Genomic DNA, 26,247 nt, shown 5'->3' on the forward strand with positions numbered 1-26,247 from the left:
GAGGTTGACTCGAAGGATCACACGGTGGCCGCGTCCACGTCTGGAACGACGTGCCCGACCACCGGGCGCTACACCACTATGCGGGACTCAACTCGCGCCGCCGAACGCGCTCGGGACCGGGGCAAACCCGCCGGCCAGCGCAAAGCCCAGGGCCGGCTCGTCGAAGGCCAGGCCGTCACGAACTGGAAGCAGGCCCTCGCCCAGCTCGCCGCGGCCTACCCCGACCGGATCAACCCCTACCTGTGACCACCCCGCTTACACAGACAAGTTGACACGCCCGGAACTTCCATCCTGCGGGAGAGGCCCACTCGTCTCATCTCAGCCCGGTACCCATGTCAAGAACCTCATGACCCACAACACCTAGGCCGTCTGGTCCAAGCGATATTCATGCGGCCAGTGTCGCATCAGACGCACGCCGGGAGGCCCCTCGGCGAAAACTCCCGTGACGCATCTGCCCAGCCACTCTCCGTGTTCGGACTAAGGGCGCAAACGGTCGTGTGGGGCGGACTGAATCCTCGCCACAACCCTCGCCAGACAGCTCCCACGCGGGGCCCGCTCCGCTGGAAACCGACCCGCAGCTGGCACCCAACTCCCCCTAGGCCATTCCGGTCTTGACTGATCGTTCTGGAACGATCATTCTGTAACCATGCCCAGGCCCAGAGAGTTCAACGAAGCGACCGCCATTGCCGCGGCGGTAGACGTCTTCTGCAACCGCGGGTTCCACGCCACCTCCGTCGAGGACCTCGTGCGGGCCACGGGCGTGAACCGCAGCAGCCTCTACGGCGTCTTCGGCAGCAAGCAAGGCCTGTTCCTGCGCGCCCTCGACCACGTATGCGAGCCAGAAGTCGACCCCGCCACCCGACTGGACCTCTGCCTGGTGGCGCTGACCGATCTTGCTCCGTCCGATGAGCGCATACAGCAGAAGGTCGCCGCCGTCCTCGCCCGCTTCCACATCACCCCCGCCGTCCTCGCCGAGCGCCTGTTCACCCGAGCCGGCATCTCGACCCCGCAGAAAAGGAGCACCTCATGAGCAACAACACGGTCACCATCAAGGATGGCACCCTGACCATTGAGCCCACCGGCCTAGACAAGCTGTGGTCCTTCACTGGCAAGCTGCAGTTCCCCCTGGAGCACGTCCTGGGCGCGACCTACGATCCAGACCTGCGCAACGAGCCCAAGGGGTGGCGTGGCCCCGGACTGGGTCTGCCGAACAAGCTCTCCGGCACCTTCCACGCTGGCGGGAACAAGCAGTTCTGGAACATCTCAGGCTACGAGAAGGTCGTCGTCTTCACCCTGAGCCCGGAGGAGGAGTACGAGCGCGTGATGGTCACGGTCGAGGACCCCCACGAGGTCGTGCGGCTCGTCAACGGGGCGATCGAACCCGCCCAGAGCTAAACCATCAGAGAATCGGGGCGCCGACGGATCGCCCCGCCCGTCCGGCAAGCTCGCCCAGGCGGCACAATCGGTCGTTTGTGACGAGGGGCCCCGCCATGCGCCGTGTGCGCCCCCTCCGGCCCTGTCCGCCCGCCACACGGCTCGCCACAACCAACCCGCTAGAGCGGCAGCCGCCCGTACGTTTCGGGCGATCCCTGGGGCCCGCGGGGGCGCCCACCTGGACACCCAGTTTTCACGCCGACCGGATCCCGCCCGACATGCGAAGAGTTCCCCGCGCATCAGGTGGAATCTGCCTGCATCTCTCCGGCAAAAGCCCTTGCCCACCGATCCGCGTCGTGACACAGTTCACCCCATGATGCAGCAGCAGTGACCCCGGGGGTCCGACGACCCACCACCGGCCTCCCCACGCGCCCGTCTCGAGCACGGCTCGACGGGTGCCTCTGCGCCCACCCCTTTCTGCAGAAAGCAGTCACCGCATGCCTGACATCATCGAATTCCCCCTGCCCGCCTCGCCGGACGACCCCCGCTGGCGGGCCTACTGCCAGCTCGGCGACGAGTACAACCACGAGCTGATCGGCACGACCGAGTGGGATGAGACCCCCACGGATGCGCTCATCCAGGCCGCCGCCGAGACCGACCACACGCAGCGCCGCTACCTGGCGTACGTCGACGGCGATGCGGTCGGCTACGCCCGCGTCCTGATCAACCACGTCGACGACCCTGACGCGGCCGCCCTCAACGTCTACGTCCACCCGCGGCACCGCGGACGCGGCCACGGCCGCGCACTGGCCGAGCGGCTCGTCCAGGACACCGCCGGCCTCACCCGTTTCGAGACCTGGCCGCTGACGCCGCGGCCGGTGGCCGGGCAACGGACGCTCACCCCGCCCAACGGCGCCGGCGCGGTGCCCGCCGAACATCCGGGTGTGCGTCTCGCCCAGTCCTACGGCTTCGCGCTCGCCCAGATCGAGCGGGTGAGCCGGTATGACTTCGCCGATCCGGGGATCGACCCCGCCGTCGCCCTGGCCGAGGCCGAACGCGTCTCGCCGGACTACGAGCTCCACGCCTGGGAGGGCGCGGCCGACGCGTCCCTGCAGGACGACCTCGCCGTCCTCAAGGCCCGCATGGCCACGGACGTGCCCTCCGGGGAACGCACCGTGGTGGAGCAGGTCTGGGACGCTGCCCGCGTGCGTCGCATGGACGAGCAGATCCTCACGACCGGGCGGCTCTTCCGCGCGGTGGCGCGGCACCGTGCCACCGGTCGGATCGTCGCCCTGAGCGAGCTGGTGGCGCCCCGCTCGCGCCCGGACGGTCTCATCGACCAGTGGGACACCATCGTGCTGCCCGAGCACCGCGGCCACCGCCTCGGCATGCGCGTGAAGGCGGCGAACCTCATCGCCGTGCGCGACGCGCTGCCCGAGGCCCGCGCGATCATCACGTGGAACGCCGAGGAGAACCGGCACATGCTCGACGTCAACGAGGCGCTGGGCTTCCGGCCCGTGCTGGTCGAGGCGTCCATGGAGGCGCCGGCACCCCTGCGACGTCGCTGACGGCCCGCGACCCGCGGCGCCGCCTCACCCCCGTTCGAGCGTCCGCTGGGCCGCCTCCCGCACCGCCCGCGTGAGCCGCACCAGGCGCGTCACGGGCAGTGTGGCCGCCTGCCAGTACAGGGGCACGAGGACGTCGTCGAGCCCGGGCACGCGGACCAGCCGGCCGGCGCGCACGTCCTCGACGGCCTGGGCGTCCACGAGCATCCCCCACCCCAGGCCGGCCCGGACGGACCGGTGGAACCCGTCGAACGACGGCGCCAGGTGCGTGGGCGGGGCGATGTCCAGCCCGGCGCCGCTCAGCGCGAGGCGCTGCAGGTCGTCCTTCGCGTTGTAGCGCATCATGGGCATCGCGCCGAGGTCGACGACGTCGTCCGCCGCATGCCGGGCGAGCAGGGCGGGCGAGGCGAGTGGGACGTAGCGCATGCTCCCCAGCGGCTCCGCCGCGCACCCCTGCACCGGCTGCGGCTCCGTGGTGACGGCGGCCAGCACCTCGCCCCGGCGCAGCAGCCGGGCGCTGTGGTCCTGGTCCTCGACGTGCAGGTCGAGGACCGTGTCCTCCCAGTCGGCGGCCTCCGCCAGGACGGGCCCGAACCACGTGCCCAGCACGTCGGCGGGCACGGCCAGGGAGGTGACGCTGCGCCCGGCCGCCGTGCGGCCCAGCCCGGCCCACGCCTCCTGTTCGAGCACCCGCATGTGCCGGGCCACGCGCACCAGGCCGATGCCGGCCTCGGTCGGCTCGCAGGGTGTGCCGCGCCGGAGCAGCACCTGGCCCACCTCCCGCTCCAGGGCGCGGATGCGCTGGCTGACCGCGGAGGCGCTGACGCCGAGCTCGTACGCGGCCGCTTCGAACGAGCCCTCGTCGGCGATCGCACGCAGCGCCTGCAGCTGATCCAGGTTCATGAAGCAGAGCTTAGGCACCTGCAGTTCTCTTCGTTTGGCTCAGGCCCGGCCGGGCTCTAGCGTCCTCACCCATGTGGACCCTCGCCGGCACCGGCCTGCTCACCGGACTCGCCCTCATCGTCGCCATCGGCGCCCAGAACGCCTTCGTGCTCCGCCAGGGCGTGCGCCGGGAGCATGTGGGCGCCGTCGTGCTGGTGTGCATGGCCTCGGACGCCGTGCTGATCCTGGCCGGAACCGCCGGGGTGGGCGCGCTCGTGCAGGCCGTGCCGTGGCTGCTCGAGGTGCTGCGCTGGGGCGGCGCCCTGTACCTGCTCTGGTTCGCGGTCTCCTCCCTGCGTGCCGCGCTGCGCCCGCAGGGGCTCGTGGCCGAACAGGCGCCGCGCACCGCGGGTTCGGTCGTCGCCACCACGCTCGCGCTGACCTGGCTCAACCCGCACGTCTACCTGGACACCGTGGTCCTGCTGGGCAGCCTCGCCAACCAGCACGGTCCCGACGCGCGGTGGGTCTTCGCCGCCGGCGCCGTCGCCGCCTCGGTCCTGTGGTTCACCGCGCTCGGCTACGGCGCGCGCCTGCTGGCCCGGGTGCTCGCCGACCCGAAGGCGTGGCGCGTGGTGGACGTGGTGATCGCGGTGGTCATGGCGGTGCTCGCGGTCCGGCTCATCGCCGGTTCCGGCGTGTGGGGGTGAGCCGACAGACGCCGGTTCTGGCGTCGGGCTGAATCAAGGTCGCTCAACGTCGACCCGCCAGAGCTGGGCTCGTGCGGCCTCCGCGAACAGGGGTGCACCGCACGGCACCAGCCGCTCAAGGACGTCCCTGACGGTCAACGGAGGATTCCGTGTCGCGCCCGCTTGGGCTGCGAGGGCCGTCATCACTCGAGCCGGGTCCAGGTCGAGCTGGTTCATGAAAAACTCATCCGGACTCTGCACCTCGATGTCGAAGGACTCAACGACCTCCCGCGGGAAGTCCTTCAGATTCGCCGTGACGATCAGGTCAGCACGTCCCTGGATCGCGGCGGCGACCACATGCCGATCATCGGGGTCCGGAAGATCGATCCCGGGCACGAGCTGCTCCCACCCCTCGACCCGCGCGTCGTCGAAGGCGGCGTCCATGACCCCGGCACGGTGACGCGCCGCCCCCGACGCACGCATGTCTGGATGCATCGCTTCCAGTGCGCGCACCGTCTCGTCGAGGATCCGCCCGCTCCATACCGGCCGATAGAGGCCCGCCTCGGCCAGATGCAGCAAGGTGTCCGCTTGGGCGATGGGCACGAGGACGCACGCGTCGAGCACCGCGCTGAAGCGCGCCACTACCCGCGCTCACCCCGGAGGTCGGCGCGAGCCTGACGCAACGCCTCGCGGTAGGACTCCGCCTTCTGGTCGTAGAGCCCCGCAGACGAGGCCTCCCCTACGAGGTCGCTCAGCGAGGCACGCCGCTCCCCGCGCTTCCGCTGCTGATAGGACACGACGTCTTGGAGCCGGATGCGTCGGTGCCGACCACCGGTCGTCCTCTCGTACGGCAACGCGCCCTCCTCGAGCAGCCTCACCAGCGTGGGACGACTGATGCCGAGGAAGTTCGCCGCCTCCTGTGTCGTGAGCAGCTGGTCGACGGGTGCCACCGTGATGGCCTTGCCCACCCGCATCGCCTCGACGACGTCCCGCAGGACGTTGAAAGCCTCTGGCGGCAGGGGGACCTTCTGCCCATCAGGGCCGACCAGGGCGGCCGGCTGCGTCAGGCCGTCGAGGAACCTGCCGACGTCGAGCATCTCCTCGAGGTCCGTCGGCGGCAGCACCGTGTGCTTGTCATTCACCGTCGCAGTCATGGAACAAGACTACCCGCGAAAACGAAAAATTCGCAGTTTCCTCCCGCCTCCGCTCCCCCGCCCCGGGCGCTGCGTCAACCGCGCGCGTAGGCGAGCGACTCCTCGATGATCCCGACGACGACGGCCAGCTCTGCCTCGTCCCGCGGACCGTAGAGCATCCACTCCGTGCCGAAGTCCGCGTAGCCATGCGGTTCGAGCCATCCGAGCTCGGCCAGACGGACGCCGCGCTCGGGCGCCAGGACGAGGTGCACTGACGTGTCGTCCACCCCATGCAGGTGCACCGGCTCCCAGCGCCGGCCTGGTGAGAGGTTGACCTCCGGGGTGCGCTCCTCCGGCCGGCCTGTCAGGTGGAGGGCGCGCGACGTTGCTGGCGAGACGGTGCTGTGGCCCTCCTCGACGCCGTCGAGGGCGAACACCGCAGCGACCAGACGGCCCCACAGCTCCGGCGATGATCGCTGATCAAGCTGTCGGTGGGGCCCCTCGGTCGACGTCGCGGGACGACTGCCCGGCCGGGGATCGTCAGCGGTGAGCCGGACACGGGGGCTCGCATCAGGATCCATGCAGACGATCCTGACGGGGCCCCGCCGGCCAGGCAAGGCCATCAGGCCCCCCTCACTCCCCGCCCAGCTCCTCCCGGAGGATCCGCGCGCCGGCCACGAGCGCGGCGGTCTTGTCCCGCGCCACGGAGCGAGCCAGCGGCGCCATGCCGCAGTTGGTGCTCGCGATCAGCTTGTCCGCGTCCACGAACTCGAGGGTCTCCCGGAGGGTCGCCGCGACCTCCTCGGGCGTCTCGATCTCGTCGCTCGCCACGTCGATCGCGCCGACCATCACCTTCTTGCCGCGCAGCAGGCCGATGAGCTCCGCCGGCACCCGGGAGTGGTGCCGCTCCAGGGCGATCGTGTCGATCGTGGACTCGCGCAGCAGCGGGAACGACGTCTCGTACTGGCGCCACTCCTCCCCGAGCGTGGCCTTCCAGTCGTTGTTCGCCTTGATCCCGTAGCCGTAACAGATGTGCACGGCCGTCTCACACGTCAGGCCCTCGGCCGCACGCTCGAGCGTCGCCACGCCCCAGTCGCGGACGTCGTCGAAGAACACGTTGAACGCGGGCTCGTCGAACTGCACGACGTCGACGCCCACCGCCGCCAGCTCCCGCGCCTCCTCGTTGAGGATGCGCGCGAACTCCCACGCGAGCTTCTCGCGGCTGCCGTAGTGGCGGTCGGCGAGGGTGTCGATCATGGTCATCGGCCCGGGCAGGGTCCACTTGATGGGCCGGTCCGTCCGGGCGCGCAGAGCCTTCGCGTCGTCCACGAACACCGGCGCCGGCCGGCCCACCTCCCCGACGACGGTCGGCACACTCGCGTCGTACCGGTCGCGGATCCGCACCGTCTCCCGCCGGTCGAAGTCCACACCGCCGAGGTGCTCGATGAACGTGGTGACGAAGTGCTGGCGGGTCTGCTCGCCGTCGCAGACGATGTCGATGCCCGCACGCTCCTGATCGGCCACGGCGAGGGCGAGCGCGTCGAGCTGGCCCTCGCGCAGCTGCTCCCCCTCGAGCTTCCAGGGCGACCAGAGCGTCTCCTCCTCGGCGAGCCAGCCGGGCTTCGGCAGGCTGCCGACGAGGGCGGTGGGGATCAGGGTGGTCATCGGGTCTCCTCGGTGTCTCGTGCGGCGTGGGCGGCGGCCCAGCGCTCCAGCAGGTCGCGGTGCGGGCCCACGAAGTGCTCCTGCGTGTACTCCCCCTGCTCCCGGCCGAGGCGGGCCCGCTCCTCGCGGTCGTAGGCGATCCGGGTCTGCGAGAAGTCGCCGTGGTCCAGGCGCGGCCGGTAGACCTCGCCGGCCCCGGCGTTCGCGTTGTAGATCTCCGGCCGGTAGATCCGCTGGAAGGTCTCCATGGTGGCGATCAGCCCGGCCAGGGAGAGGTTCGCGTGGTCGTTGAGCAGGTCGCCCCGCGAGTAGAACGCCAGCGGCGCCACGGCCCCGCGCGGCAGGAAGCACCGGATCCCCAGGCCCATCCGGCCGAAGTAGCGGTCCGTGCGGGAGGGCTCGTCCTGGCGGTACTCGACCCCGAGCACCGGGTGCTCGTTCGTCAGCCGCCGGTAGGTGCGGCTCGTGGACACGCTGATGCAGATCACGGGCGGCTGCGGGAACCGCTCCCGGTACGCCTGCGAGTCGAGCAGGTGCCGGAACAGCCGCCCGTGCAGGTCGCCGAAGCCGTCGGGCTCCTCGGTCCCCGGCGACGTCGCCGCGTGCGCGGGCAGCACCACGGAGAAGTCGTGGTCGCGGACGTAGGAGGAGAAGTTGTTCCCCACACTGCGGCCGAGCACAGCGCCCGTCGCACGCTCGACCACCCGCACGTCGAGCATCTCCATGAGCGGGAAGTCGACATCCGCGCCGTCGTCGGCGGTGAAGTGCACGTCGATCGAGACGATCTCGATCCGTGCCGTGTAGCGGTCCCGCTCCGGGTTGTCCCAGGGGGCGAGGTCGTTGAGGCGCCCGTCGATCATGGCCAGGGCGGCGCGCAGGTTCTCCCGCCGGTCCGCACCGCGGGCGAGGTTCGCGAAGTTCGTGGTGGCGCGCGTGCTGGCGGCGGGCGTGTAGTCCTCGTCGAACGGCGTGGTGTGGATGCTGAACGTCAGGTCGTCCACGCGGGTGGGCACGGTGCTCGGGACAAGGGTGGCGTGGCTCATCGGGTCCTCTCCGGGGTGCGGGCGTGGGTGGTGCGGTGGTGGGCGGGTGCGGGACGGGGCACCGCGGACGACGACGGCGCCCCGCAGCCGGCGGCGACGCGTGCGGCACATTCGAGGCCGGCCTCGAGGTCCGCCTGCAGGTCGGCCACGTCCTCGATGCCGACGGAGAGCCGGACCAGGTCCGTGGGGACGGCCAGGGGCGTGCCCCGCACGGAGGCGTGGGTCATCTCGGAGGAGTAGCAGAGCAGCGATTCGACCCCGCCGAGGCTGACCGAGAGCGCGAACAGCTCGGTGGCCTCGGCGAAGGCGCGGGCCGCGGCCTCTCCCCCGGCCAACCGGATGGAGACGATGCCGCCGAAGCCGTCCATCTGCCGCGCGGCGAGCTCGTGGCCCGGGTGGTCGGGCAGCCCGGGGTAGAAGACCTGGGCGACCTCGGGGCGGCCCTGCAGCCAGCCCGCGAGCGCGGCGGCGTTGGCGCCGTGCCGGTCCATGCGCAGGCCGAGCGTCTTGAGGCCGCGGGCGGCGAGGTAGGAGTCCTGCGGGCCGGCGACCGCGCCGGCGGCGAACTGCTGGTAGGCCACGGCCTCGGCCAGCGCCCGGCCGCGGAACTCGCGGTCGGCCACCACCACGGCGCCGCCGAGCACGTCCGAGTGCCCGCCGATGTACTTGGTGGTGGAGTGCACCACGACGTCCGCGCCGAGGTCGAGGGGCCGCTGGAGGTAGGGCGAGGCGAACGTGTTGTCCACGACCAGCAGCGCGCCGGCGTCGTGGGCGATCTGCGCCCAGGCGGCCAGGTCCGCGATGCCGAGCAGCGGGTTGGACGGCGTCTCCACCCACAGCAGCGCGGTGCGGCCGGGACGGACGGCCGCGGCGACCGCTGTCGGGTCGGTGATGTCCACGGGGGTGTTGGACACGCCCCACGGCTCGAGGACGGTGGTGATGAGGCGGTGGGTGCCGCCGTAGCCGTCGCCGCCCAGCACGATGTGGTCGCCGGGGCGCAGCACGGCCCGCAGGAGGGCGTCCTCGGCGGCGAGCCCGGAGGCGAACGCGAACGCCCGGTCGCCGTGCTCGAGGGCGGCGAGCTGGGTCTCGAAGCCGTTCCGGGTCGGGTTGGAGCCGCGGCTGTACTCATGCCCGGCGCGCAGCACGTTGATGCCGTCCTGCACGAAGGTGCTGGTCTGGTAGATCGGCGGCACCACGGCGCCGGTCAGCGGGTCGGGCTCCTGCCCGGCGTGCACGGCGGTGGTGGTGAAGCCGCGGACGGCGGGACGGGAGACGGAGCGGGTGGTGTGGTGGACGGCGGTCATCTCAGCGCACCTCCTGGGTGACGGCGGCGGTCTCGGGGACGGCGGGCGTGGTGGCAGGGACGGCCGGCCCGGCGGCGGTCACCACGGCCAGGGCACGGTCCAGGTCCGCGATCAGGTCGTCGGGACACTCCAGCCCGATGGAGAGCCGGACGGTGGTCTCGGCGATCCCGGCGGCCTCGCGCTGCTGCCGCGTCAGGCGACAGTGCGTCATGGTCGCCGGGTGGGAGACGAGGGACCGGGCGTCGCCGACGTTGACCACCAGCTGAAACAGCTCGAGCGCGTCGAGGAACGGGGCCACGGCCTCGGGGCCGCAGGCCAGGTCGAAGGAGAACACCGAGCCGACGCCGTCCGGGAAGTCGCGGGCGGCCAGCGCCGCGCTGGGATGCCCGGCCACACCGGGGTGGTGCACCCGCGCGACCGCGGGGTGCCCGGCCAGGTGTTGGGCCACGGCCAGCGCGGTGGCGGTGTGGCGGGCCACGCGCAGGTCGAGCGTCTCGAGCCCCTGGATGAACTGCGCCGCGCTCGCGGGGGCGAGGGTGGGGCCGAGGTCGTGCAGGAACTTGCTGCGGGCCAGCGTCAGGTAGGCGCCACGGCCGTGCCGCTCGACCAGCGTCTGCCCGCCGTAGCGGGCCTTGGGCCGGGCCAGCTGCGGCCACCGGTCCGGCGCCGCGCCGTAGTCGAACGTGCCGCCGTCCACGGTCGCGCCGCCGAGCACCGCGCCGTGTCCGCCGAGGAACTTGGTGGCCGAGTGCACGACGACGTCGGCGCCGTGCTCCAGCGGCCGGTAGAGGGCCGGCGTCGCGAGGGTGCTGTCCACCACCACCGGCACACCGGCCGCGTGGGCGAGGTCCGCGAGCGCGGGCAGGTCCGGGAGGGTGGCGAGCGGGTTGGTGATGGCCTCGAGGAAGAACGCGCGGGTGTCGGGCCGGACCGCAGCGGCCCACGCGGGCGGGTCCACCGGGTCCGCGAAGGTGACCTCGATGCCGAAGTCCGCGAACGTGTCCGTCAGCAGGTCGACGGTGCCGCCGTAGAGCTGGCTGGAGGCGACCAGGTGCTTGCCGCCCTGCAGCAGCGCCAGCAGGGACAGCGCGACGGCGGCCTGGCCGGTGGCCGTGGCGATCGCGCCGATGCCGCCCTCCAGCGCGGCGAGGCGGTTCTCGAACACCGCGACGGTCGGGTTGCCCGTGCGGCTGTAGGTGAAGCCGGGGGTCTCGAGCCGGAACATCGATGCCGCTGTGGCGTGGTCCGGGAAACGGAACGCCGTGGTCTGGTGGATGGGCGGGACGACCGGCCGGTGGGGTGCGGCGGGCTCGTAGCCGGCGTGGACTTGCTGTGTGGCGTGACGGGGCATCTGCTCTCCTCCATCGGTCCTGGCGGTAGCACCGGGCCTGCCGTTCCCGGGGGTCCGGGTCCGGCGGGCGGGTTGCTGCGGCGTCGTCGAGCCAGATCTCTCGGCCGCTCTGGATGGGTGGTGAGCCCATCCCACGCGGTGGGCCGCCGCGAGTCCAGCGGGCGGCCGGCTCGCGCGTCATATGAGCCGCCACCGCGCCATCCAGGACCGGCCGGAGCCTCTCCGGGGCGCGGCGGGCCGAGGCAGACCCGTGTGACGGACCGGCGTGGAGGGGGGGTGTGTCAGACTCCCAGGCATGACACAGAGCACACCGGGCGGACCGGCCACGGGCCTGCCCGACTTCCGCCCCTCGGGCAACCAGGGCGTGGACCCGGCGCTGTACGAGATCGAGAACGCGGCCATGGACCGTGAGGGCGCCCTCTGGGCGGCGCTGCAGGAGGCGGCGCCTTGGGCCGGGCGGACGCTGCTCGACCTCGGTGCGGGCACCGGCTTCTGGCTGCCCCGCTACGCCGACGCGGCCGAGACGATCGCCGTCGAGCCGGACGTGCGCCTGCTGGGGGCCGCTCGCGCCCGCCCCGGCGGGGCGCGCGTGCTGTACGGCTCGGCCGAGCAGATCCCGCTGCCGGAGGCGAGCGTCGACGTCGTGCATGCCCGGTTCGCGTACTTCTTCCCGCACCCGCGCTGGGACGTCCGACCCGGCCTGGACGAGGTCACCCGGGTGCTGCGGCCCGGCGGCGCGCTCGTGGTGATCGACAACGACACCGAGCGCGGCCAGTTCGCCGAGCTGCTGCGGGCGAGCACGAACGCCGCGGCGCAGGGCCAGGACACGTACGCCCGCGAGTGGTGGGCCGGCGTCGGGGCCGAGACCCGTGAGGTCATGAGCTCGTGGACCTTCGACTCCCGCGCCGACCTCGAGGCCGTCCTGCGGCTGGAGTTCGAGCGAGGGGTCGCCGACGCGTGGCTCGCCGAGCACCCCGCAGCGACGTCACTGAGCTACGGCTACCTGCTCCACGTGTGGCGGTGAGCACGGACCCGCGTCGTCAGACGCCTGCCCCCCGCACCCCTGACGCTGAGACGCCCCCGCCGCCGGAAGGACGGGCGCGGTGGCTGGTCGCCTCCAACGCCCTCGACGCGGGTGGCCGGTCCGCCTCGGACGTCGCCCTGGACGTCCTGGCGGTGCTCCTGCTCGGCGTGGGCGCCGACGGCATGGGCGTGCTGATGACGCTCTCCGGGTTGGGATTCCTCCTGCTCGGCGTGCCCATCGGCATCGTGGTGGACCGGCACCTCAGCCCGCAGCTGCTCGCGGCCACCGGCCTCGCCAAGGCGGCGGTGCTCGGCTCGCTCGTCGTGGCGTGGGCGTTCGACGCGCTCACGTTCGGCCACCTCGCCGCCGTCATGGCCCTGCTGGGCGTGCTCACGGTGCTGGCCGAGACCACCCAGACCGCGCTCGTGCCGCGCGTCGTGCCGGCCACCGCCGTCGCCCGCCTGACGGCGCGGCTCGAGTCCGCCGACGCCGCCCTCGTGTTGATCGTGCCCGCCGCGGCGGGCGTCCTCGTCGGGTCGCTGGGCGCGGGACCCGTGCTCGGCATCGCGACGGCGTTCCTCTTCGCGGCGGCGATCGTCGCACTCCGGGTACGGCTGCAGCCCTCCGCCGCGGCGGACGTCCCGGACGACGACGGGGCCCCCGGCGTCGCGGACGTCCTGTCTCGCTGGGCCCGGTTCGGGAAGGACGCCGCGGAGGGGTGGGCGGTCCTGCGGCGCACCCCGGTCCTGTGGCTGCTGACGATGGGGTCGGTGGCCGCCAATGTGGGCATGGCCCTCTTCGCCCCGGTCGAGGCGGTCTGGATCCTGACCGACCTGCGGCTCGGGCCGGAGTTCCTGGGCGTCCAGATCACCGCGGGCGCGGTCGGGGCACTGGCGGCCTCGTCCCTGGCGGGCCGGGCCATCGACCGCCTGGGCGAGCGCCGGTGCATCCTCCTCGGCTCGGTCGGCTGCGCCGTGGCCGTGGGGCTGCACCTGCTGGCCTACGTCGACCGCGCTCATGCCGGGCCGTGGCTGCTGGCCGGCGCGGCCCTCTGGGGGTTCATGGTCCTGCTCGGGAACATCACCCAGGCCGCCGTGACCGCCCGCGCCTGCCCCGAGGGCACGCTCGGGCGGGTCACCGCGATGCGCCGCACCCTCACCCGGGGCTCCGTGCCGCTGGCGACCCTCGCGGGAGGTGCGCTCGGGGCGACGCTCGGGGTCGGCTGGGCGCTCGCGGGGTGGCAGGTCCTGGCGGTGGTCTCGCTGGCCGCCGTCGTGCCGGCCGCGCGGTGGGTGGATGCGGGGCGCGACGACGTCGACTGAGGCCGAGACGCTGACGCGGACGCCGAGGTCGCTTAATGTGTGGCCATGGTCAGCCGCCCCGTGCTCCAGCAGCCGGTCGTCGACGCCGTCGACATCCGTTCCGTCGCGGAGTTCTACCGCGAGCTCCTCGGCCTCCACTACCGCGCGGGCGACGAGCTCGCGGACGGCCGCGAGCCGGACAGCGCGGACTGGCTCGTGCTGCTGGACGACGACGGCCGCCGCGTCCTGACATTCCAGCGCACCGAGGAACTGAAGCCCAGCACGTGGCCGTCACCCGAGGTGCCGATGCAGCTGCACCTGGATTTCACCGTGCCGGACCGCGATTCCCTCGACGCGGCCCACGGCCACGCCCTGCGCCTGGGCGGGCGCCTCGTCCAGGACCGCTCCGACGACGAGGACGAGCCCCTGTACGTGTTCGCGGACCCGGCCGGCCACCCCTTCTGCGTCTTCGTGGGGTGAGCGCGGCAGACCGCGGCACGGCTCAGTGCCGTCGGTAAGGTCGTCGGGTGATCCCGCAACCCACCGATCGACTCACGTTCCGGTGCATGACCGACGCTGACCTCGACGACATGTGCCGGCTCCTCGGAGACGCGGAGGTCATGCGCTACTACCCGCGAGCCAAGTCGCGCAACGAGGTGCAGCGGTGGACCCGACCCGGACGCGGCCGATCCGATGGGCCCGATGCCCCACGACCCCTCCTGGGCCGGCGGCGGGGACGACTCCCTGCTCCAGCGCGCCGCCGAGACCGCCCGCGACCTGCTGCCCGGCAAGGACTGACCCGGGGGCCTCCGGCAGGAGGGCCAGGGGTGGGCGTGTCGGCCTGACCCTTGGTTGACTTGCGACGACGTCGGCCCACCCCACCCCGGGCGCCGTCGGACAGGGGGCGCTCACCCGGCGCCCCTCCCACCACGCCTGAGGAGGGCACCCATGGCTGATCAGCAGATCCCCGAGACGAAGAACTCCGACGCCCCCGGCGACCAGGACCAGGCCGCGCAGCAGGCGCCCGCCGAGGTCGACGGCCTCGCGGCCAAGGCCGAGCAGTCCGAGAAGGAGACCGAGGAGAACGACGAGGGCGGCTACGGCCACTGACCGACCACCTCGTCCCACCGACGACGCCCCGGGTGCCGCGCGCATCCGGGGCGTCGTCGCGCCCGGGGGGGCGTCAAGGTCGGCATCCGATGCCCCATCCCCTTGCACCCACCGGCAGTCGATGACTGAGTGTCACTCAGAGATATATCCCTCAATGATTCTCGGGGAGTGGCGGGACCCCGATGATCCGCATCTCCACACCACGTTGAAGAAGCTCAGGGATGCCGGGTTCATCGAGGAGTTCGACGGCGACGACGCCCGACGCGTCCATCGCCTCACCCCCGGGGACGCGGCGTCCTGATGAGCGACATCGAGCGCCGGCGCGGAATCCTGGCGATGGCCGACCAGATCATGGAGACGACATGAGCACCACACGCATGAGCAGTGGGCCGGCCTTCACCCCGGAGAAGGACCTCGCGAGGTTCGAAGACACGGCCCGCCGCGGCCAGCGGCTGACCGGGTTCTCCCTGGCCGCCCACGGCTGGCGCTTCGAGGACGCCGAGCCCGAGGACGTCGTCTTCGACATGTCCTACGAGACCGACCCCGACGACCACCACTTCGATCTCTTCCGGGCCGCCGGCTGGACGCCCGCGCTCACCTACGGCCACATCCGCCTCCTCAAGGCCGCCCCCGGTACCACCCCCGTCCACACCGGCACGGAGTCACGACTCGAGGAGGCGCTCGGCAACCGCGCCCTGTTCCTGCGGTACACCGCAGTGACGATCGCCGCCGTGCTCCTGGTGGTGCTGGCGATGGCGGCCGCCGATTGGCCTCTTGCGGCGGTGCTCGCCACCGTCGCGGGCCTCTACGTCCTCTCCTTCACGGACCTCGAATGGCGAGGACTCATCGGCTGGGGGCTCTTGCTGCTGGGTCTGGCGTTCCACATCGTCCGGTTCGGGCTGAAGCCCCCGTCGGACCCGGACCGGCGCCGATGACCACCGCGCCGGCCGAGGCGGCGCGCACCGCCGTCGTCGAGCCGCCGCCCGGCTACGCGGTGCTGGGGTGGGCGTTGGTGTTCGTCACGGCGCTCCCCTTGGTCCTCTTGCTCGTGCTGGATCAGGCCCTACGGTCGGCGGGCATCCTCGTGATCGCCGCGGTGAGCCTCGGGCTGGTCGTGTGGCTGAGCCAGGTGGCGTTCCTGCGCGCCCGCATCGAGCTCGCGGCGGACCCCGCCGCCGGCGTACTCCGCCTCCGGGCCCCGCTGTACTCCCGCGAGCTGCCCCTGGACTCACTGGCCACGGTGGAGGTCCAGGACGACGTCGGCCCGGGCGTCGCCTACATCAACTGGCCGGTGACGGGGCGGGCCCGCTCCCGCCGCGGCGTGCGCCTGGACCTCGGCGGCCCCGCCGGGCTGGTCCTCGCCACCCACGACGGACAGCGGTTCACTGTGGTGACCCCGGATCCAGAGACGGCCGCGGAGCTGCAGGCGACGGTGACCCAGGCGACGTCGAGCGGCGACGTCCGGAATCGACTGCAGAAGTGACCCCTCTGACGCCCGCTGACACCCCCAGAAGGGTCACTTCCGCAGTCGATTCTCAGGTGTGCGCGCGACGCCCGTCCGTCGCACCCGCCCCCGCCCGCCGCATCGGCACGTGCGGGATGCCGTCCTCGAGGAACTCCGGCCCGTCCGGCGCGTAGCCCCAGCGGGCGTACCAGTGCGCCAGGTGGGCCTGGGCGTCCAGCACGCTCGGCCGCCCGCCGATCCGGGCGACCGCCTCGTCCAGCAGCGCCCCGGCCAGGGCCCGGCCCCGCGCGTCGGGGTGGGTGACGACGCGGCCGATGCGGGCGACGTCGCCGTCGTCCAGCAGCCGCAGCGTGGCGACGGGCGTGCCCGCCTCGTCCTCGACCCACAGGTGGACGGTGGCCGGCTCGAGGTCGCGGCCGTCCAGGTCCAGGTAGGGGCAGTCCTGCTCGACGACGAACACCAGCGACCGCAGCTGCCAGAGGCGGTAGGCCGTCGTCCGGTCGAGCTCGTCGAAGCCCGCGGCATGGACGGCAGGGGCGGGGCCGGGTGTGGCGGCGGGCGGCGTGGGGGCGGGGCGCTCGGGCATGAGCCGATGGTGCCACGGGAGCGTCCGACGCCCGGCGCCCGACGTGCTCCTGAGTGCTCCGGCGTCGCCGAATCCACTGCGGAACTGACCCTTCTGGCGACCGCCACCGCCCTCAGAAGGGTCACTTCCGCAGCGGATTCTCAGCCGTCCTCGCGGCGCAACGGCACCGGGACCGGTTCGGGCTGAGGCTCCCCGGTGGTGGTGGCCGCGAGCACGCCGTGTGCCGCCGCGGTCAGCACGGCGGCGAAGAGTCCCACACCCAGCGCCGTGGCGGCCCCGTCCGCGAGCAGGGGGATCACCATGCCCGGCACGATCGCGACCCCCACCATCACCACCGCGAACCACGCCGTACTCCCCCGGCCGGCGTAGAACACCTGACGCCCCGCCTCCTCCTGGTCCACCCGGTGGTGCACGTCGCGCAGGGCGAGGACCACGCCCAGGAGGCACGCCGTCAGCAGCCCGACCGCCCATCCCAGCCCCAGCTCGTGCCGCAGTCCGGACACGACGCCGGCGCATCCCACGAGCGCCGCCGCGACGGCGATCCGCACGTGCCAGACCTTCTCCCGCTCCATCCCGTCCATGGCCCCACCCTGTCAGAGCGCGGGACGAAGGGCGAGGCGGCCGCAGGACCTCCCCTTCTGCTCAGGACCGTGTCCTGAGGACGCGGTCCTGAGCACGACGTGAGGTCCGGAGGAGCAGCGTGCTTCAGGGAGCCTGCCGCCTGCCCTCCAGCCGGGCCAGCACCCACTCCCACTGCCGCGGCGTGCTCAGGCGCAGCACCGGCGCCCCCTCCGCCGCGGCCTCCCGCTCCCGGGCCCATGCCCGCTTGCGGTCGAACGTGGCGGCGTGCCAGCGCAGGATCGACTCCTCCCCGAGCACCCGACGCCAGGACTCGCGGTTGCCGTTGCACATCTCCCCCTGCCCCACCACCCGGCGGATCGTGCGCCGCACCAGGCGCGCGAAGGTCCGGGCCCGCGAGTAGTCCAGGGCGATGACGACGTCGGTCCGCTTCATGACCATCGGCCGGTAGAAGCCGTAGGCGGAGTCCAGCACCCAGGCCTCCCCCGCCGTGACCGAGTCCGCCAGGGCGGTCTGCTCGGCCTCCGGCCGCGGGACCCAGCCCGGCAGCCAGCCGAACTCCTCGTCCACGAGGGTGACCGGCAGGCCGAGCACAGCGCCGAGCCGCACGGCCGCGGTGGACTTCCCGGCCCCCGTGACCCCGTGGAACAGGACGCGGCGGGCCTGCCGCACGTGGTCGATCGAGGCGGAGGGCATGGGAGGAGGCTAACGGCCGTGACACGATGGCCCCGGTCGCACACAGCAGGAGGGGAACGATGACACAGGTGCACACAGGCAACGCTCACAGGCAGATCGTGGACGGCCAGCGCGTCCGCGGGATCAGCCGGGCGGGTCATCCGGTGGTCTTCGGCGGGCTGATCGGGGTGGTCGGCGGCATGGCCTTCCTGCTCGCCGGGATCGCCGGGTTGCCCGGCGACGCTCAGAGCATGCTCCGCAGTGCGGCGGTCGCCCTCGCCGTCTTCGCCCTCGCGGCGGTCCTGCTCCGCCGCCGGACCCTGCCCGCCCTGCCGCCCCCGGCGCCCGGGGCGCTGCGGGTGTACGGGGCCGCCGTCGTCGTGATGCTGCTGCTGTTCCCGGTGACCCGTCTGGTGGCCCGGGCCGCAGACGCGCCGACGGCGCAGATCGCCCTGGTGGCGGCCGTGGTGGGCGCGCACTTCCTGCCGTTCGCGCGCGCGTTCGGCGCGCCGGTGTTCCGGTGGATCGGCGGGTCGATGCTGGTCCTGGGCCTGGTCGGCGCCCTGGCGGCGATGCTCCGCGTGCCCGCCGCGGGACCGGCCGGGGCCGCGGCGGCCGGCGCGGCGATGCTGCTGATCGTGGCGGGGCAGGCCCTGCGGCAGGGGGCGCCCGCCCCGGGTGACAGACTGCGCGCATGACCGACGCCCCCTCCCGCGCCGAGGCCAACCGGCGCACCTACGACGACGCCCGCCTCGCCGCGATCTACGACGTGGACAACCCCGCGGGCGAGGACCACGCGTTCTTCCGCCGGGTCGCGGACGAGGTCTCGGCCGCGCGGGCCAGCACCCGCATCGTCGACCTCGGCTGCGGCACCGGCATCCTGACGGTGACGCTCGCGGGCCCGGGGCGGGACGTTGTCGGGATCGACCCGGCCGAGGCCATGCTCGCGGCGGCCCGCGCGCGCCCGGGCGGGGACGGCGTCGAGTGGCGACACGGGGATGCGGGGCTGATCGCGCCGGACTCCGCCGACCTGGTGGTGATGAGCGGCAACGTGGCCACGCACCTGGTCGACGACGACTGGCACGCGTCGCTGCGGCGCATCGGTGCGGAGCTCGTGCCCGGCGGCCGCCTGGTCTTCGAGACGCGCAACCCCGTCCGGCGCGCGTGGGAGGGCTGGCAGCAGGACCCCACGGAGCGCACGATGCCGGCCGGGCGGGTCCTCGAGTCGGAGCGCACCTCCGCCCCTGACCGGCACGGGGTGGTGACGATGCGCGTGCGCACCGAGTTCCTCGACTCCGGGGAGGTGTCCGAGGTGGACCAGCACCTGCAGTTCCGCTCCGCGGAGCAGGTGCGCGCGGACCTGGCCGCAGCGGGGCTGCGGGTGGAACGGCTCTCCGGAGACTGGCACCGCACGGCCTTCGACCCCGCCGAGCACCCGCTCATGGTGGTGGAGGCGGTGCGGGACTGACCGGGCGGTGGACGGCGAGCCCCTATGCCCCTCAGTCCCCGAACCCGACCGCCGTGTCCGGGGTGAGGTCGCCGTCGCGCAGGCCCTCCAGCACGAGCCGCTCGTAGTCCGGAATCGGGCTCGGCAACGAATCCAGGGGGAACCACTCCAGGTGGGAGGCTTTGCCGGGCTCGCAGATCCGCGGCTCACCCGCCCAGGACCGGCAGGCCCAGAACCAGTCCACGCGCTGCTCGCGCGGGGTGTCCGTGCCGTCCGTGCGCTGCATGACGGTCAGCAGCTCGAGGGCAGCAGGCTCGATCTCGACGCCGAGCTCCTCCGCCGTCTCCCGGACCGCCCCCTGCCGGGCCGCCTCCCCCGGCTCCACGTGCCCGGCGGCGCCCGCCACCCAGAACCCGTCCATGTACCCGGTGTGATGCCGGCGCTGCAGCAGCACCTCCCGTCCCCGCAGCAAGAGGACGTAGGAGGAGGGCACGAGGGCGAAGGAGTGGGCGGCCATGGGCACCATCATCGCCTCACGGGACCGCCACTGCGGCCGGTGCGTGGATGACGCCCGTGACCTGGGCATTCGCTGGGAACTGCCGCTAGCGTGGGCGCCATGGCCTCCCCCTCCGTCACGGCTCGGCCCGTCGGCCGCCCCGCCCCCGACCTCCACCGCCGCCTGCTGCTGTCCGGGATCCTCTTCGGGGTGGGCGTGGCCGCCTTCGTCGACGAGGTCGTCCTGCACCAGCTCCTGCACTGGCACCACTTCTACGACCTGTCCACCGCGGCCGTCGGCCTGGTCTCCGACGGACTCTTCCACGCCTTCGGCTGGTTCGCCGCCGTGGCCGGGCTGTTCCTCTTCGCGGACGTGCGACGCCGCGGCGGCCCCGGCGTCGGCCGGTGGTGGCCGGCGGTGCTGATCGGCGCGGGCGCGTTCCAGGCGTGGGACGGCACCGTCCAGCACAAGCTCATGAGGATCCACCAGATCCGGTACGAGGTCATCCCCACGGAGCTGCAGGGCACCGGCCCGTACGCGCCCGTGGACGACATCCTCGTGTACGACCTCGTGTGGATGGCCATTGCGATCGCCTTCCTCGTGATCGGCACCCTGGCGTGGCGGCGCGGCTCCCGCCGGGCGGCCGCCCGTGCATGAGCACCCCGGCGGGATCGGGGCGGAGCTCGGCGCCCAGGCGGCGAGCGCCCCGTTCCCGCTGGCCGGCGTCGTCATCGGCGGCGGACTCCTGCTGTTCCTGGTCGCCTATGCGGCGCTGGTCCGCGCCGGACGACGCCGGGGCCGCGCCTGGTCCGACGCGCGCACCCTGAGCGCGGCCGCGGGGGTGGTGGCCGGCGTCGTGGCGGTGGGACCGCTGGGGGTGCTCGGCCACCACGACTTCACGGCCCACATGTGGGGGCACCTGCTGCTGGGCATGCTCGCCCCGCTGCTGCTGGTGCTGTCCGCGCCGGTGACCGTGGCCCTGCGGGGCCTGCCCGTGGCGTGGGCGCGGCGGCTGTCCCGGGTGCTGTCCACGCCGTACGTGCGGGTGGTCTCGCACCCGGTGGTGGCGGGGCTGCTGAACATCGGCGGGCTGTGGCTGCTCTACACCACACCCCTGCACGCCTGGATGCATGCCTCCGCGGTGGGGCATCTGCTGGTGCACGTGCACGTGCTGCTGGCCGGGTGGGTGTTCACCGCCGCGATCCTGCAGGTGGACCCGGCACCGCACCCGCACGGACACCCGCTGCGGGCAGGTGTGCTCGTGGCGTTCCTCGCGCTGCACGCGATCCTCTCCAAGCACGTCTACGCGCATCCGCCGGCGGGCGTGGGCGTGGCGGAGGCCCAGGCCGGCGCCCAGCTCATGTACTACGGCGGCGACTGGATCGACCTCGTGCTGATCGCCGTCTTCTGCCTGGACTGGTACCGCCGCACCGCGCCGGGGCGGGGCGGTGTGGTGGCCCGGGCGGCGTCCTGAGAAGACCGCTCGATGTGCTCAGGACCGCGTCCTCATGACGCGGTCCTGAGCACAGCAGGCGGTCGCGGGGATCCTGCGCCCCCGCCCGCGCCCCGGCTCAGTCGAGTCCCGCGGCCAGCTCGTCCAGGAAGGCCTTGAGCTCCTCCCGCTGTCCGGCCGGCCCGGGGTAGAGGTCGGCCATGCGTGCGGGGATGTCGGCGGCGGCCTCGCGCAGGTCCCGGCCGGCGGGGGCGAGGGAGATGAGGCGACGCCGCTCGTCGTCGGCGCTGCGGGCACGGGTGACCAGGCCGGCGTGGTCGAGGCGGCGCAGCAGCGGGGTGAGGGTGCCGCTGTCGAGTCCCAGGCGCGCGCCGATGTCGTTCACGCCCACCGGCCCGTCCTCCTGCCAGAGCACCAGCATCACGAGGTACTGGGGGTAGGTGAGGCCCAGCTCCTCGAGCAGGGGCCGGTAGGCGCGGGTCACCGCCCGGCTGGCGCGGTAGAGGGAGAAGCACAGCTGGCGGTCGAGGTCGAGGGGGGTGACGTCCACCCGGACAACCTACCCCGCAGACAACTGGATTGCACACAACCTGATCGCGGACTACTTTGGACCGTGGCCGCCGTCGAGCGGCCCCCGGCACCCCGGGCCAGACACCGTCAAGGAGCACACCGTGATCGAGATCGAGCCCCTCTACACCACCGAGGCCATCGCCACGGGCGGCGGCCGCAACGGCCACGTCCGGACCGCGGACGGCCGCGTCGACATGGACCTGGCGATCCCCGCCGAGATGGGCGGCAGCGGCGACGGTGCCAACCCCGAGCAGCTCTTCGCCGCCGGCTACGCCGCGTGCTTCCACTCCGCCCTGCAGAGCGTCGCCCGCCAGGCCAAGAAGAAGCTCGGCGACTCCTCCGTGGGCGCCCGCGTCTCGATCGGCAAGGCCGGCGAGGGCTTCGGCCTGGCCGTCACCCTCGAGGTCGTCATCCCGGACCTGCCCCAGGACGAGGCGCAGCAGCTCGCCGACGCCGCCCACCAGGTCTGCCCCTACTCCAACGCCACCCGCGGCAACATCCGCGTGGACGTTCAGGTCGTCGACGACTGACCGCTCGGCGCGGCGGCCTCCGCGGCCACCCGCGGATCCGAGGGCTGGAGCACCATCACCAGCAGGGCGATCGCACCGAGCACGGGCAGCAGCGCCAGGAGCAGCCAGGCGCGGCTGAGCCCGGCGTCGTGCAGGCGCCGGGCCGTCAGCGCCCAGGCGGGCACCAGATGTAGCAGGCCCCAGACCCCCGAGAAGGCCTGGTAGGCCTCGGTCATCGAGTCGACGGCGGGGACGCTGAGACCGCTGACCGCGAAGCCGGGGAACACGACGGCGGAGGGGGTGGCCGTCGTCGTGTCCGCCCCGAGGGCCCCGAACAGGAGGGTGATGCCGAGGGACGCGAGGGACAGGTACAGCACCACCCACCAGAACTCGGCGCGCCCGGCCCGGCCGCCGAACTGCGCGTAGCGTCCGTAGAAGCGGCCCACGGCCCGGAGGAACGTCATGGCCGGATCCTGGCCCATGAGGTGGCCCGAGTCGAGGCCCTCCCGCGTGTCCGCACGTCAGGGCGCCGGTAGCCTGGCGCGCATGCCCTCCCCCTCCGGCTGGCAGGCCCAGCACGACGCCGACTACCGCGCCCACTGGCACACCCTCGCCGCCCGCGCGGACCCCGACGCGCTCACGTGGGTGGTGCTGGGCGACTCGGCCGCCGTCGGGATCGGGGCCGAGAGCGTGGAGCGCACGTACGTGGCCCAGGTGGCCGAGCGGGTGGCCGCCGAGACCGGCCGGCCCGTGCGGGTGGTGAACCTCGCCGTCAGCGGGGCCATGGCGAAGGACGTGCTCGCCGATCAGCTGCCCCTCATGCCGGCGAGCGGGGTGGACGCGGTGACGTGCGTCGTCGGCGGCAACGACGTCACCTGGGCTTGGCGGTTCCGCGAGGCCGCCTTCGAGGAGCCCCTCGAGGCGATCGCCCGCGCCCTGCCCGCCGGCGCCACGCTGGGCCTGGTCCCGACGTTCCGCATCCCGCCGTTCGAGGCCCGCGTGCGCCGGGCGAACACGGTGGTGCGGCGGGTGGCCGCCCGGCACGGCCTCGGCGTGGCGGACGTGCACGCGGCCACGTGGCGGCGGAATCTGAGGCACCAGGTCAGCCGCCTGGCCCGGGACCTGTTCCACCCCAACGGCGCCGGCTACGAGGACTGGGCCGCGGCGGTCGCCCCCGAGGTGCTGCGGCAGGTGCGGGGTCAGGCACCGGCCGCCTGAGGACTCCTCCCCGCCGCGCGCGAAGCGCACATCCGGCGTCCCTCACACCGGGGGCTAGACGGGGACCCATGCGATGCATAGTCTCCCCTCACGCACTGCACGACGACCGGTCGGGCCGGCGTCCGGGAGCACGGGCTCCCCCGACCGACGGAGGTCCGCCTTGACCCCCTCACCCCCTTCCCTCCGCTCCGCCCGCCATGCCCTCCCGGCCACGACGGCGGCCCTGACCCTGGCCCTCACGCTCGCCGGCTGCTCCGGCGGCGGGGGCCCAGCGACGGCGTCCGGCACCACACCCTCCCCTGCGGCGTCCTCCGACACGACGCCGTCCCCGTCGAGCACGTCCGAGACCACCACGCCGTCCGCGGGCGGGCCAGCCTCCGGCACCACGGCGCCGAGCACTCCGGCGCCGGCCTCCGGGAGCGCCACGCAGGGTTCGGGCGGCGGCTCCACCGCCGGTGCCGGGTTCGCGCCCGAGGGCGCCGATCCCGCCAGGAACGGGGCTCTGCCGTTGAGCGAGGGCTTCCTCGCCGCCCTCCCGGAGGCCGCCGTCACGCACCGGGCGGGCAGTCCGACGGAGGACCCCCTGGCCCGGGCCCTGGAGGGCGTCGAGCTGCCCGGCACGCCCACGAGGGACGTCAACGTGATCGCCTCCGAGCTGCAGGGCCTCCAGACCCCCGGGGAGGGGGGCGCGGCGATGGGCGGCGAACGCCCCGAGGGCACCCTGCGCCTGATGCTGCTGTGCGACGACCCGGACGCCGGCCCGTCCTCGGTGGGCATCCTCGGGGCGGACGGCTTCGCCGCCTACCAACCCCTGGGGTGGTCGGACCGCTGCGGCGGATACGTCGTCATGGTGCCGGAGTCGGACGCGGAGGACCTGGTGGTGAGCGCCGAGGCCCCCGAGGGCACCCGGTACCGCCTGAGCGTGATCACGGACCACGATCCGGTGGCCGACTGACCCCACCATCCCCGGGGCATCCTCTCCGGCAGGCCCTCCTGGATCCGGCAGGCCCTCCCGGAGCGGGGCCTGCGGACAGGCGGGCGGGGCCGCGTCCCCACGACGCGACCCCGCCCTCCTCCATCCACGGGCCGGCGGCAGGTGCCGGCCCTGGCCGTCAGCGTCCCCACGACGCCCCCGGCCGCCGACCGGGCACCCCTCCCCACGAAGGGCGCCCGGCCGGAGTCTCGTCACACGATCAATGGTCGTGCCCCTCGTGGCCCTCCGAGGGCTCGGCGCCGTGGTCGTGGCCCTCGTGGCCGTCGTCGTCGTGGTCCTCGTCACCGTGCGCGCCCTCCTCGGGCTTCACGGACTCCGGCTGGCCGGTGACCACGGCCATCTCGACCGGGGCGAACTCCAGGTCCTTCTCCAGGACGGTCTCACCGGTCTCCAGGTCCACGGCCACGAGCCTCCGGTTCTCCGCGTCCGTCACGTAGGCGGTGTTCCCGGCGACCTTCAGGATCGGACCGGGCTCCTGCCACTCGTCCTTCTCCTTCCACGGCTCGATCACCGGGTACTCGGCGGTGACCTCACCGGTCTCCTCGTCGATCACGGTGACCTCGCCGTCGTAGGTCAGCACGACCGCGGAGCCGTCCTCAGCGCGGCCGAGCGAGCGGAACCAGTAGGACGAGCCGAGGTCCACGGTGGTGAGCTCATCGGTGCGGGTGTCGATGAGGGCGATCCCCGTGGGCCGCTCGACGGCTTCCTTCGGCTCCTCCTCGACCTTGTGATCACCCAGGACGATGGGTGAGTCATGCAACCCGAACAGGTTCCCGGAGCGCTGGTACTCGGTCTCGACCTCCACCTTGTGGAACTCGCCGTCCCGGTACACGACGGGCCCGTTCTCGCAGCCCATCACGACGACGTCGCCCGCCTCCGTCGGCTGGGCCGCGGCCTCGCCGTGGCTGCCGGGGCAGTCGTCGGTCTCGGCCGTGACCTCGCCGGTCTTCGGGTCGATCACCTGGAGCGTGTTCCGGGAGTCCTCGGTGCCCTGCGTGGTGAAGAGGGTGCCGTCGGAGAGCTCGAGCGCCACGCCGTGGTGCGGGTCCTCGGTCTCGGCCTCCGTCATGACGGGCATGAGGTCCGGGGTCGCCTTGTCCAGGTGGGTCGAGTCGAAGGTCCGGATCGCGCCCGTGCCGTCCGCGAAGAGAGTGGTCTTGCCGTTGTGGGTGACGACGTGGCCGGGATGCTCACCCGGGAACGTCACGCCGGTCATGCCGGGCGCGGACTCGTAGTTGTGGACGTGATCGCCGTGGGCCTTGGCCTGGATGCCGGTGGAGAACACCTCCCAGCCGTTCCCGGTGGTCACCAGGACGTCCTTGCCGTTGCCGGCGTTGCTCAGCCGCGTGAAGCCCGTGATGTCCTGCTCCTTCACCACCTCACCGGACTCGGCGTCGAGCAGCGTGAGCCCGTCCTCGTGCGAGAGCAGGATGCGCGGCGTCACCGCGGAGACCTCGGTGGTCTGGGTCGGGTCGACGCGGTCCTCCGCGGAGACGGAGGAGGCCGCCGTCGCCTCACCCGCCGGCGACTGGGCGCCGCCCGCGGCGGAGGCGGGTGCCGACGTCGGGCCGGACGGGTCGGCGTCCGCGCCGCACGCCGTCAGGGCGATGGCCGCGGCGGCGAGGGTGGCGGAGAAGGTGGCGGTGCGCGTGGAACGGCGCTGCGGGGCGAAGTGGGACACGGGGAGCCTTTCACGAGAGCGAAAAGATGCGACTGATTCACAATAAAGACTGTTGCGGATGATTCGCAATACTGCGGTGGACCTCACCCCGTCATCCCGGCGGCGCCGACGGCGCGCCCCCGTCGCGGGAACC

33 protein-coding genes and 2 pseudogenes are annotated in these 26,247 nt (G+C 73.2%); 20 read left to right on the forward strand and 15 right to left on the reverse strand.

From position 1 onward, the window contains the following. From ABIB16_RS09945 to ABIB16_RS09960, 4 genes and pseudogenes are all read left to right on the forward strand, one after another. Positions 1–246 (forward strand): annotated as a pseudogene (locus ABIB16_RS09945) (hypothetical protein); the annotation flags it as partial. A 400-nt stretch (positions 247–646) separates the two neighbouring features. Next, positions 647–1,030, forward strand: a complete 384-nt coding sequence (locus tag ABIB16_RS09950; RefSeq protein ID WP_044659263.1) for a TetR/AcrR family transcriptional regulator — start codon at positions 647–649, stop codon at positions 1,028–1,030. Next, the gene (locus ABIB16_RS09955; RefSeq protein WP_044659264.1) at positions 1,027–1,395 is read left to right on the forward strand and encodes a hypothetical protein; all 369 of its coding nucleotides are present in this window, start codon (positions 1,027–1,029) and stop codon (positions 1,393–1,395) included. The genes ABIB16_RS09950 and ABIB16_RS09955 overlap by 4 nt, the downstream gene beginning before the upstream one ends. A gap of 476 nt (positions 1,396–1,871) precedes the next feature. Then, on the forward strand, positions 1,872–2,942 hold the full coding sequence (locus ABIB16_RS09960; protein WP_049145667.1) for a GNAT family N-acetyltransferase: 1,071 nt from the start codon (positions 1,872–1,874) through the stop codon (positions 2,940–2,942). Positions 2,943–2,966: 24 nt separating this feature from the next. On the opposite strand, the gene ABIB16_RS09965 is transcribed toward ABIB16_RS09960, so the two are convergent. Then, positions 2,967–3,842, reverse strand: a complete 876-nt coding sequence (locus tag ABIB16_RS09965) for an ArgP/LysG family DNA-binding transcriptional regulator (protein WP_271438057.1) — start codon at positions 3,840–3,842, stop codon at positions 2,967–2,969. A gap of 71 nt (positions 3,843–3,913) precedes the next feature. Here ABIB16_RS09965 and lysE point away from each other — a divergent pair, with 71 nt between their 5' ends. Then, positions 3,914–4,528, forward strand: coding sequence for an L-lysine exporter (gene lysE / locus ABIB16_RS09970; RefSeq protein WP_060973796.1), 615 nt, complete (start codon positions 3,914–3,916; stop codon positions 4,526–4,528). A gap of 33 nt (positions 4,529–4,561) precedes the next feature. On the opposite strand, the gene ABIB16_RS09975 is transcribed toward lysE, so the two are convergent. The 7 genes from ABIB16_RS09975 to ABIB16_RS10005 all read right to left on the reverse strand — a co-directional run bounded on the left by ABIB16_RS09975 (position 4,562) and on the right by ABIB16_RS10005 (position 11,006). Further along, positions 4,562–5,149: a PIN domain-containing protein gene (locus ABIB16_RS09975; protein WP_036314945.1), complete on the reverse strand. Its 588-nt coding sequence runs from the start codon at positions 5,147–5,149 to the stop codon at positions 4,562–4,564. Further along, on the reverse strand, positions 5,149–5,661 hold the full coding sequence (locus tag ABIB16_RS09980) for a helix-turn-helix domain-containing protein (RefSeq protein ID WP_036314943.1): 513 nt from the start codon (positions 5,659–5,661) through the stop codon (positions 5,149–5,151). The genes ABIB16_RS09975 and ABIB16_RS09980 overlap by 1 nt, the downstream gene beginning before the upstream one ends. A 74-nt stretch (positions 5,662–5,735) precedes the next feature. Next, positions 5,736–6,077 (reverse strand): luciferase domain-containing protein, encoded by a 342-nt coding sequence (locus ABIB16_RS09985; RefSeq protein WP_036314941.1) that lies wholly within the window; start codon positions 6,075–6,077, stop codon positions 5,736–5,738. 196 nt (positions 6,078–6,273) lie between these two features. Then, a complete protein-coding gene (locus ABIB16_RS09990) occupies positions 6,274–7,305 on the reverse strand; it encodes a methionine synthase (RefSeq protein ID WP_087113555.1) in 1,032 nt (343 codons plus the stop codon). Further along, a complete protein-coding gene (locus ABIB16_RS09995) occupies positions 7,302–8,348 on the reverse strand; it encodes a DUF1852 domain-containing protein (RefSeq protein WP_049145680.1) in 1,047 nt (348 codons plus the stop codon). Before ABIB16_RS09995 ends, ABIB16_RS09990 begins: the two co-directional genes overlap by 4 nt. Beyond that, on the reverse strand, positions 8,345–9,655 hold the full coding sequence (locus ABIB16_RS10000; RefSeq protein ID WP_049145684.1) for a cystathionine gamma-synthase: 1,311 nt from the start codon (positions 9,653–9,655) through the stop codon (positions 8,345–8,347). Before ABIB16_RS10000 ends, ABIB16_RS09995 begins: the two co-directional genes overlap by 4 nt. Before the next feature lies 1 nt (position 9,656). Then, positions 9,657–11,006 carry an O-acetylhomoserine aminocarboxypropyltransferase/cysteine synthase family protein gene (locus tag ABIB16_RS10005; RefSeq protein WP_354436257.1) on the reverse strand — a complete coding sequence of 450 codons (1,350 nt, stop codon included), beginning with the start codon at positions 11,004–11,006 and terminating at the stop codon, positions 9,657–9,659. 295 nt (positions 11,007–11,301) lie between these two features. Here ABIB16_RS10005 and ABIB16_RS10010 point away from each other — a divergent pair, with 295 nt between their 5' ends. The 8 genes and pseudogenes from ABIB16_RS10010 to ABIB16_RS10045 all read left to right on the forward strand — a co-directional run bounded on the left by ABIB16_RS10010 (position 11,302) and on the right by ABIB16_RS10045 (position 15,924). After that, on the forward strand, positions 11,302–12,030 hold the full coding sequence (locus ABIB16_RS10010) for a class I SAM-dependent methyltransferase (protein WP_049145691.1): 729 nt from the start codon (positions 11,302–11,304) through the stop codon (positions 12,028–12,030). After that, positions 12,027–13,352 carry an MFS transporter gene (locus tag ABIB16_RS10015; RefSeq protein ID WP_248087389.1) on the forward strand — a complete coding sequence of 442 codons (1,326 nt, stop codon included), beginning with the start codon at positions 12,027–12,029 and terminating at the stop codon, positions 13,350–13,352. Before ABIB16_RS10010 ends, ABIB16_RS10015 begins: the two co-directional genes overlap by 4 nt. 45 nt (positions 13,353–13,397) lie before the next feature. After that, on the forward strand, positions 13,398–13,811 hold the full coding sequence (locus ABIB16_RS10020; RefSeq protein WP_159833567.1) for a VOC family protein: 414 nt from the start codon (positions 13,398–13,400) through the stop codon (positions 13,809–13,811). A gap of 47 nt (positions 13,812–13,858) precedes the next feature. Next, positions 13,859–13,993: pseudogene (locus ABIB16_RS10025) on the forward strand (GNAT family N-acetyltransferase); the annotation flags it as partial. A 286-nt stretch (positions 13,994–14,279) separates the two neighbouring features. Further along, positions 14,280–14,441: a hypothetical protein gene (locus ABIB16_RS10030; protein WP_153239435.1), complete on the forward strand. Its 162-nt coding sequence runs from the start codon at positions 14,280–14,282 to the stop codon at positions 14,439–14,441. A 121-nt stretch (positions 14,442–14,562) separates the two neighbouring features. Then, entirely contained in the window at positions 14,563–14,742 is a 180-nt protein-coding gene (locus ABIB16_RS10035) for a hypothetical protein (protein WP_158184041.1), read from the forward strand. 61 nt (positions 14,743–14,803) lie between these two features. After that, positions 14,804–15,376 carry a DUF2812 domain-containing protein gene (locus ABIB16_RS10040; protein ID WP_167754990.1) on the forward strand — a complete coding sequence of 191 codons (573 nt, stop codon included), beginning with the start codon at positions 14,804–14,806 and terminating at the stop codon, positions 15,374–15,376. Then, positions 15,373–15,924, forward strand: coding sequence for a hypothetical protein (locus tag ABIB16_RS10045; protein ID WP_233437092.1), 552 nt, complete (start codon positions 15,373–15,375; stop codon positions 15,922–15,924). Before ABIB16_RS10040 ends, ABIB16_RS10045 begins: the two co-directional genes overlap by 4 nt. A gap of 52 nt (positions 15,925–15,976) precedes the next feature. Here ABIB16_RS10045 and ABIB16_RS10050 read toward each other — a convergent pair whose 3' ends face one another. The 3 genes from ABIB16_RS10050 to ABIB16_RS10060 all read right to left on the reverse strand — a co-directional run bounded on the left by ABIB16_RS10050 (position 15,977) and on the right by ABIB16_RS10060 (position 17,767). Further along, the gene (locus tag ABIB16_RS10050; RefSeq protein ID WP_049145708.1) at positions 15,977–16,492 is read right to left on the reverse strand and encodes a GNAT family N-acetyltransferase; all 516 of its coding nucleotides are present in this window, start codon (positions 16,490–16,492) and stop codon (positions 15,977–15,979) included. A gap of 140 nt (positions 16,493–16,632) precedes the next feature. Beyond that, positions 16,633–17,073: a hypothetical protein gene (locus ABIB16_RS10055; RefSeq protein WP_098094167.1), complete on the reverse strand. Its 441-nt coding sequence runs from the start codon at positions 17,071–17,073 to the stop codon at positions 16,633–16,635. A 124-nt stretch (positions 17,074–17,197) separates the two neighbouring features. Continuing rightward, positions 17,198–17,767 carry a P-loop NTPase family protein gene (locus ABIB16_RS10060; RefSeq protein ID WP_134377370.1) on the reverse strand — a complete coding sequence of 190 codons (570 nt, stop codon included), beginning with the start codon at positions 17,765–17,767 and terminating at the stop codon, positions 17,198–17,200. A gap of 59 nt (positions 17,768–17,826) precedes the next feature. Between ABIB16_RS10060 and ABIB16_RS10065 the strand changes: the two genes are divergently transcribed. After that, the gene (locus tag ABIB16_RS10065; protein WP_036341240.1) at positions 17,827–18,444 is read left to right on the forward strand and encodes a hypothetical protein; all 618 of its coding nucleotides are present in this window, start codon (positions 17,827–17,829) and stop codon (positions 18,442–18,444) included. Then, positions 18,441–19,214 (forward strand): class I SAM-dependent methyltransferase, encoded by a 774-nt coding sequence (locus ABIB16_RS10070; protein WP_135101202.1) that lies wholly within the window; start codon positions 18,441–18,443, stop codon positions 19,212–19,214. The genes ABIB16_RS10065 and ABIB16_RS10070 overlap by 4 nt, the downstream gene beginning before the upstream one ends. Before the next feature lie 31 nt (positions 19,215–19,245). Here ABIB16_RS10070 and ABIB16_RS10075 read toward each other — a convergent pair whose 3' ends face one another. After that, the gene (locus ABIB16_RS10075) at positions 19,246–19,710 is read right to left on the reverse strand and encodes an NUDIX hydrolase (RefSeq protein ID WP_135101201.1); all 465 of its coding nucleotides are present in this window, start codon (positions 19,708–19,710) and stop codon (positions 19,246–19,248) included. Between the two features lie 99 nt (positions 19,711–19,809). On the opposite strand from ABIB16_RS10075, the gene ABIB16_RS10080 reads away from it, so the two are divergent. Continuing rightward, positions 19,810–20,346: a DUF2243 domain-containing protein gene (locus ABIB16_RS10080; RefSeq protein WP_010080014.1), complete on the forward strand. Its 537-nt coding sequence runs from the start codon at positions 19,810–19,812 to the stop codon at positions 20,344–20,346. Then, a complete protein-coding gene (locus ABIB16_RS10085) occupies positions 20,339–21,163 on the forward strand; it encodes a cytochrome c oxidase assembly protein (RefSeq protein WP_049145729.1) in 825 nt (274 codons plus the stop codon). Before ABIB16_RS10080 ends, ABIB16_RS10085 begins: the two co-directional genes overlap by 8 nt. Positions 21,164–21,260: 97 nt before the next feature. Here ABIB16_RS10085 and ABIB16_RS10090 read toward each other — a convergent pair whose 3' ends face one another. Beyond that, the gene (locus ABIB16_RS10090; RefSeq protein ID WP_012751108.1) at positions 21,261–21,692 is read right to left on the reverse strand and encodes a MarR family winged helix-turn-helix transcriptional regulator; all 432 of its coding nucleotides are present in this window, start codon (positions 21,690–21,692) and stop codon (positions 21,261–21,263) included. Between the two features lie 121 nt (positions 21,693–21,813). Here ABIB16_RS10090 and ABIB16_RS10095 point away from each other — a divergent pair, with 121 nt between their 5' ends. Then, positions 21,814–22,242 carry an organic hydroperoxide resistance protein gene (locus ABIB16_RS10095; RefSeq protein WP_036341242.1) on the forward strand — a complete coding sequence of 143 codons (429 nt, stop codon included), beginning with the start codon at positions 21,814–21,816 and terminating at the stop codon, positions 22,240–22,242. Here ABIB16_RS10095 and ABIB16_RS10100 read toward each other — a convergent pair. Next, positions 22,224–22,685: a DUF805 domain-containing protein gene (locus tag ABIB16_RS10100; RefSeq protein WP_036341245.1), complete on the reverse strand. Its 462-nt coding sequence runs from the start codon at positions 22,683–22,685 to the stop codon at positions 22,224–22,226. The genes ABIB16_RS10095 and ABIB16_RS10100 overlap by 19 nt on opposite strands. 82 nt (positions 22,686–22,767) lie before the next feature. Here ABIB16_RS10100 and ABIB16_RS10105 point away from each other — a divergent pair, with 82 nt between their 5' ends. Next, on the forward strand, positions 22,768–23,439 hold the full coding sequence (locus ABIB16_RS10105; protein WP_135101199.1) for an SGNH/GDSL hydrolase family protein: 672 nt from the start codon (positions 22,768–22,770) through the stop codon (positions 23,437–23,439). A 508-nt stretch (positions 23,440–23,947) separates the two neighbouring features. Then, positions 23,948–24,394 (forward strand): hypothetical protein, encoded by a 447-nt coding sequence (locus tag ABIB16_RS10110; protein WP_134377390.1) that lies wholly within the window; start codon positions 23,948–23,950, stop codon positions 24,392–24,394. Positions 24,395–24,632: 238 nt separating this feature from the next. Here the strand turns inward: ABIB16_RS10110 and ABIB16_RS10115 are convergent, their stop codons facing one another. After that, positions 24,633–26,114, reverse strand: a complete 1,482-nt coding sequence (locus ABIB16_RS10115) for an outer membrane protein assembly factor BamB family protein (RefSeq protein WP_134377375.1) — start codon at positions 26,112–26,114, stop codon at positions 24,633–24,635. Between the last annotated feature and the right edge of the window lie 133 nt (positions 26,115–26,247).

Source organism: Micrococcus sp. UYEF5 (assembly GCF_040546065.1).
Lineage (GTDB): Bacteria > Actinomycetota > Actinomycetes > Actinomycetales > Micrococcaceae > Micrococcus > Micrococcus luteus.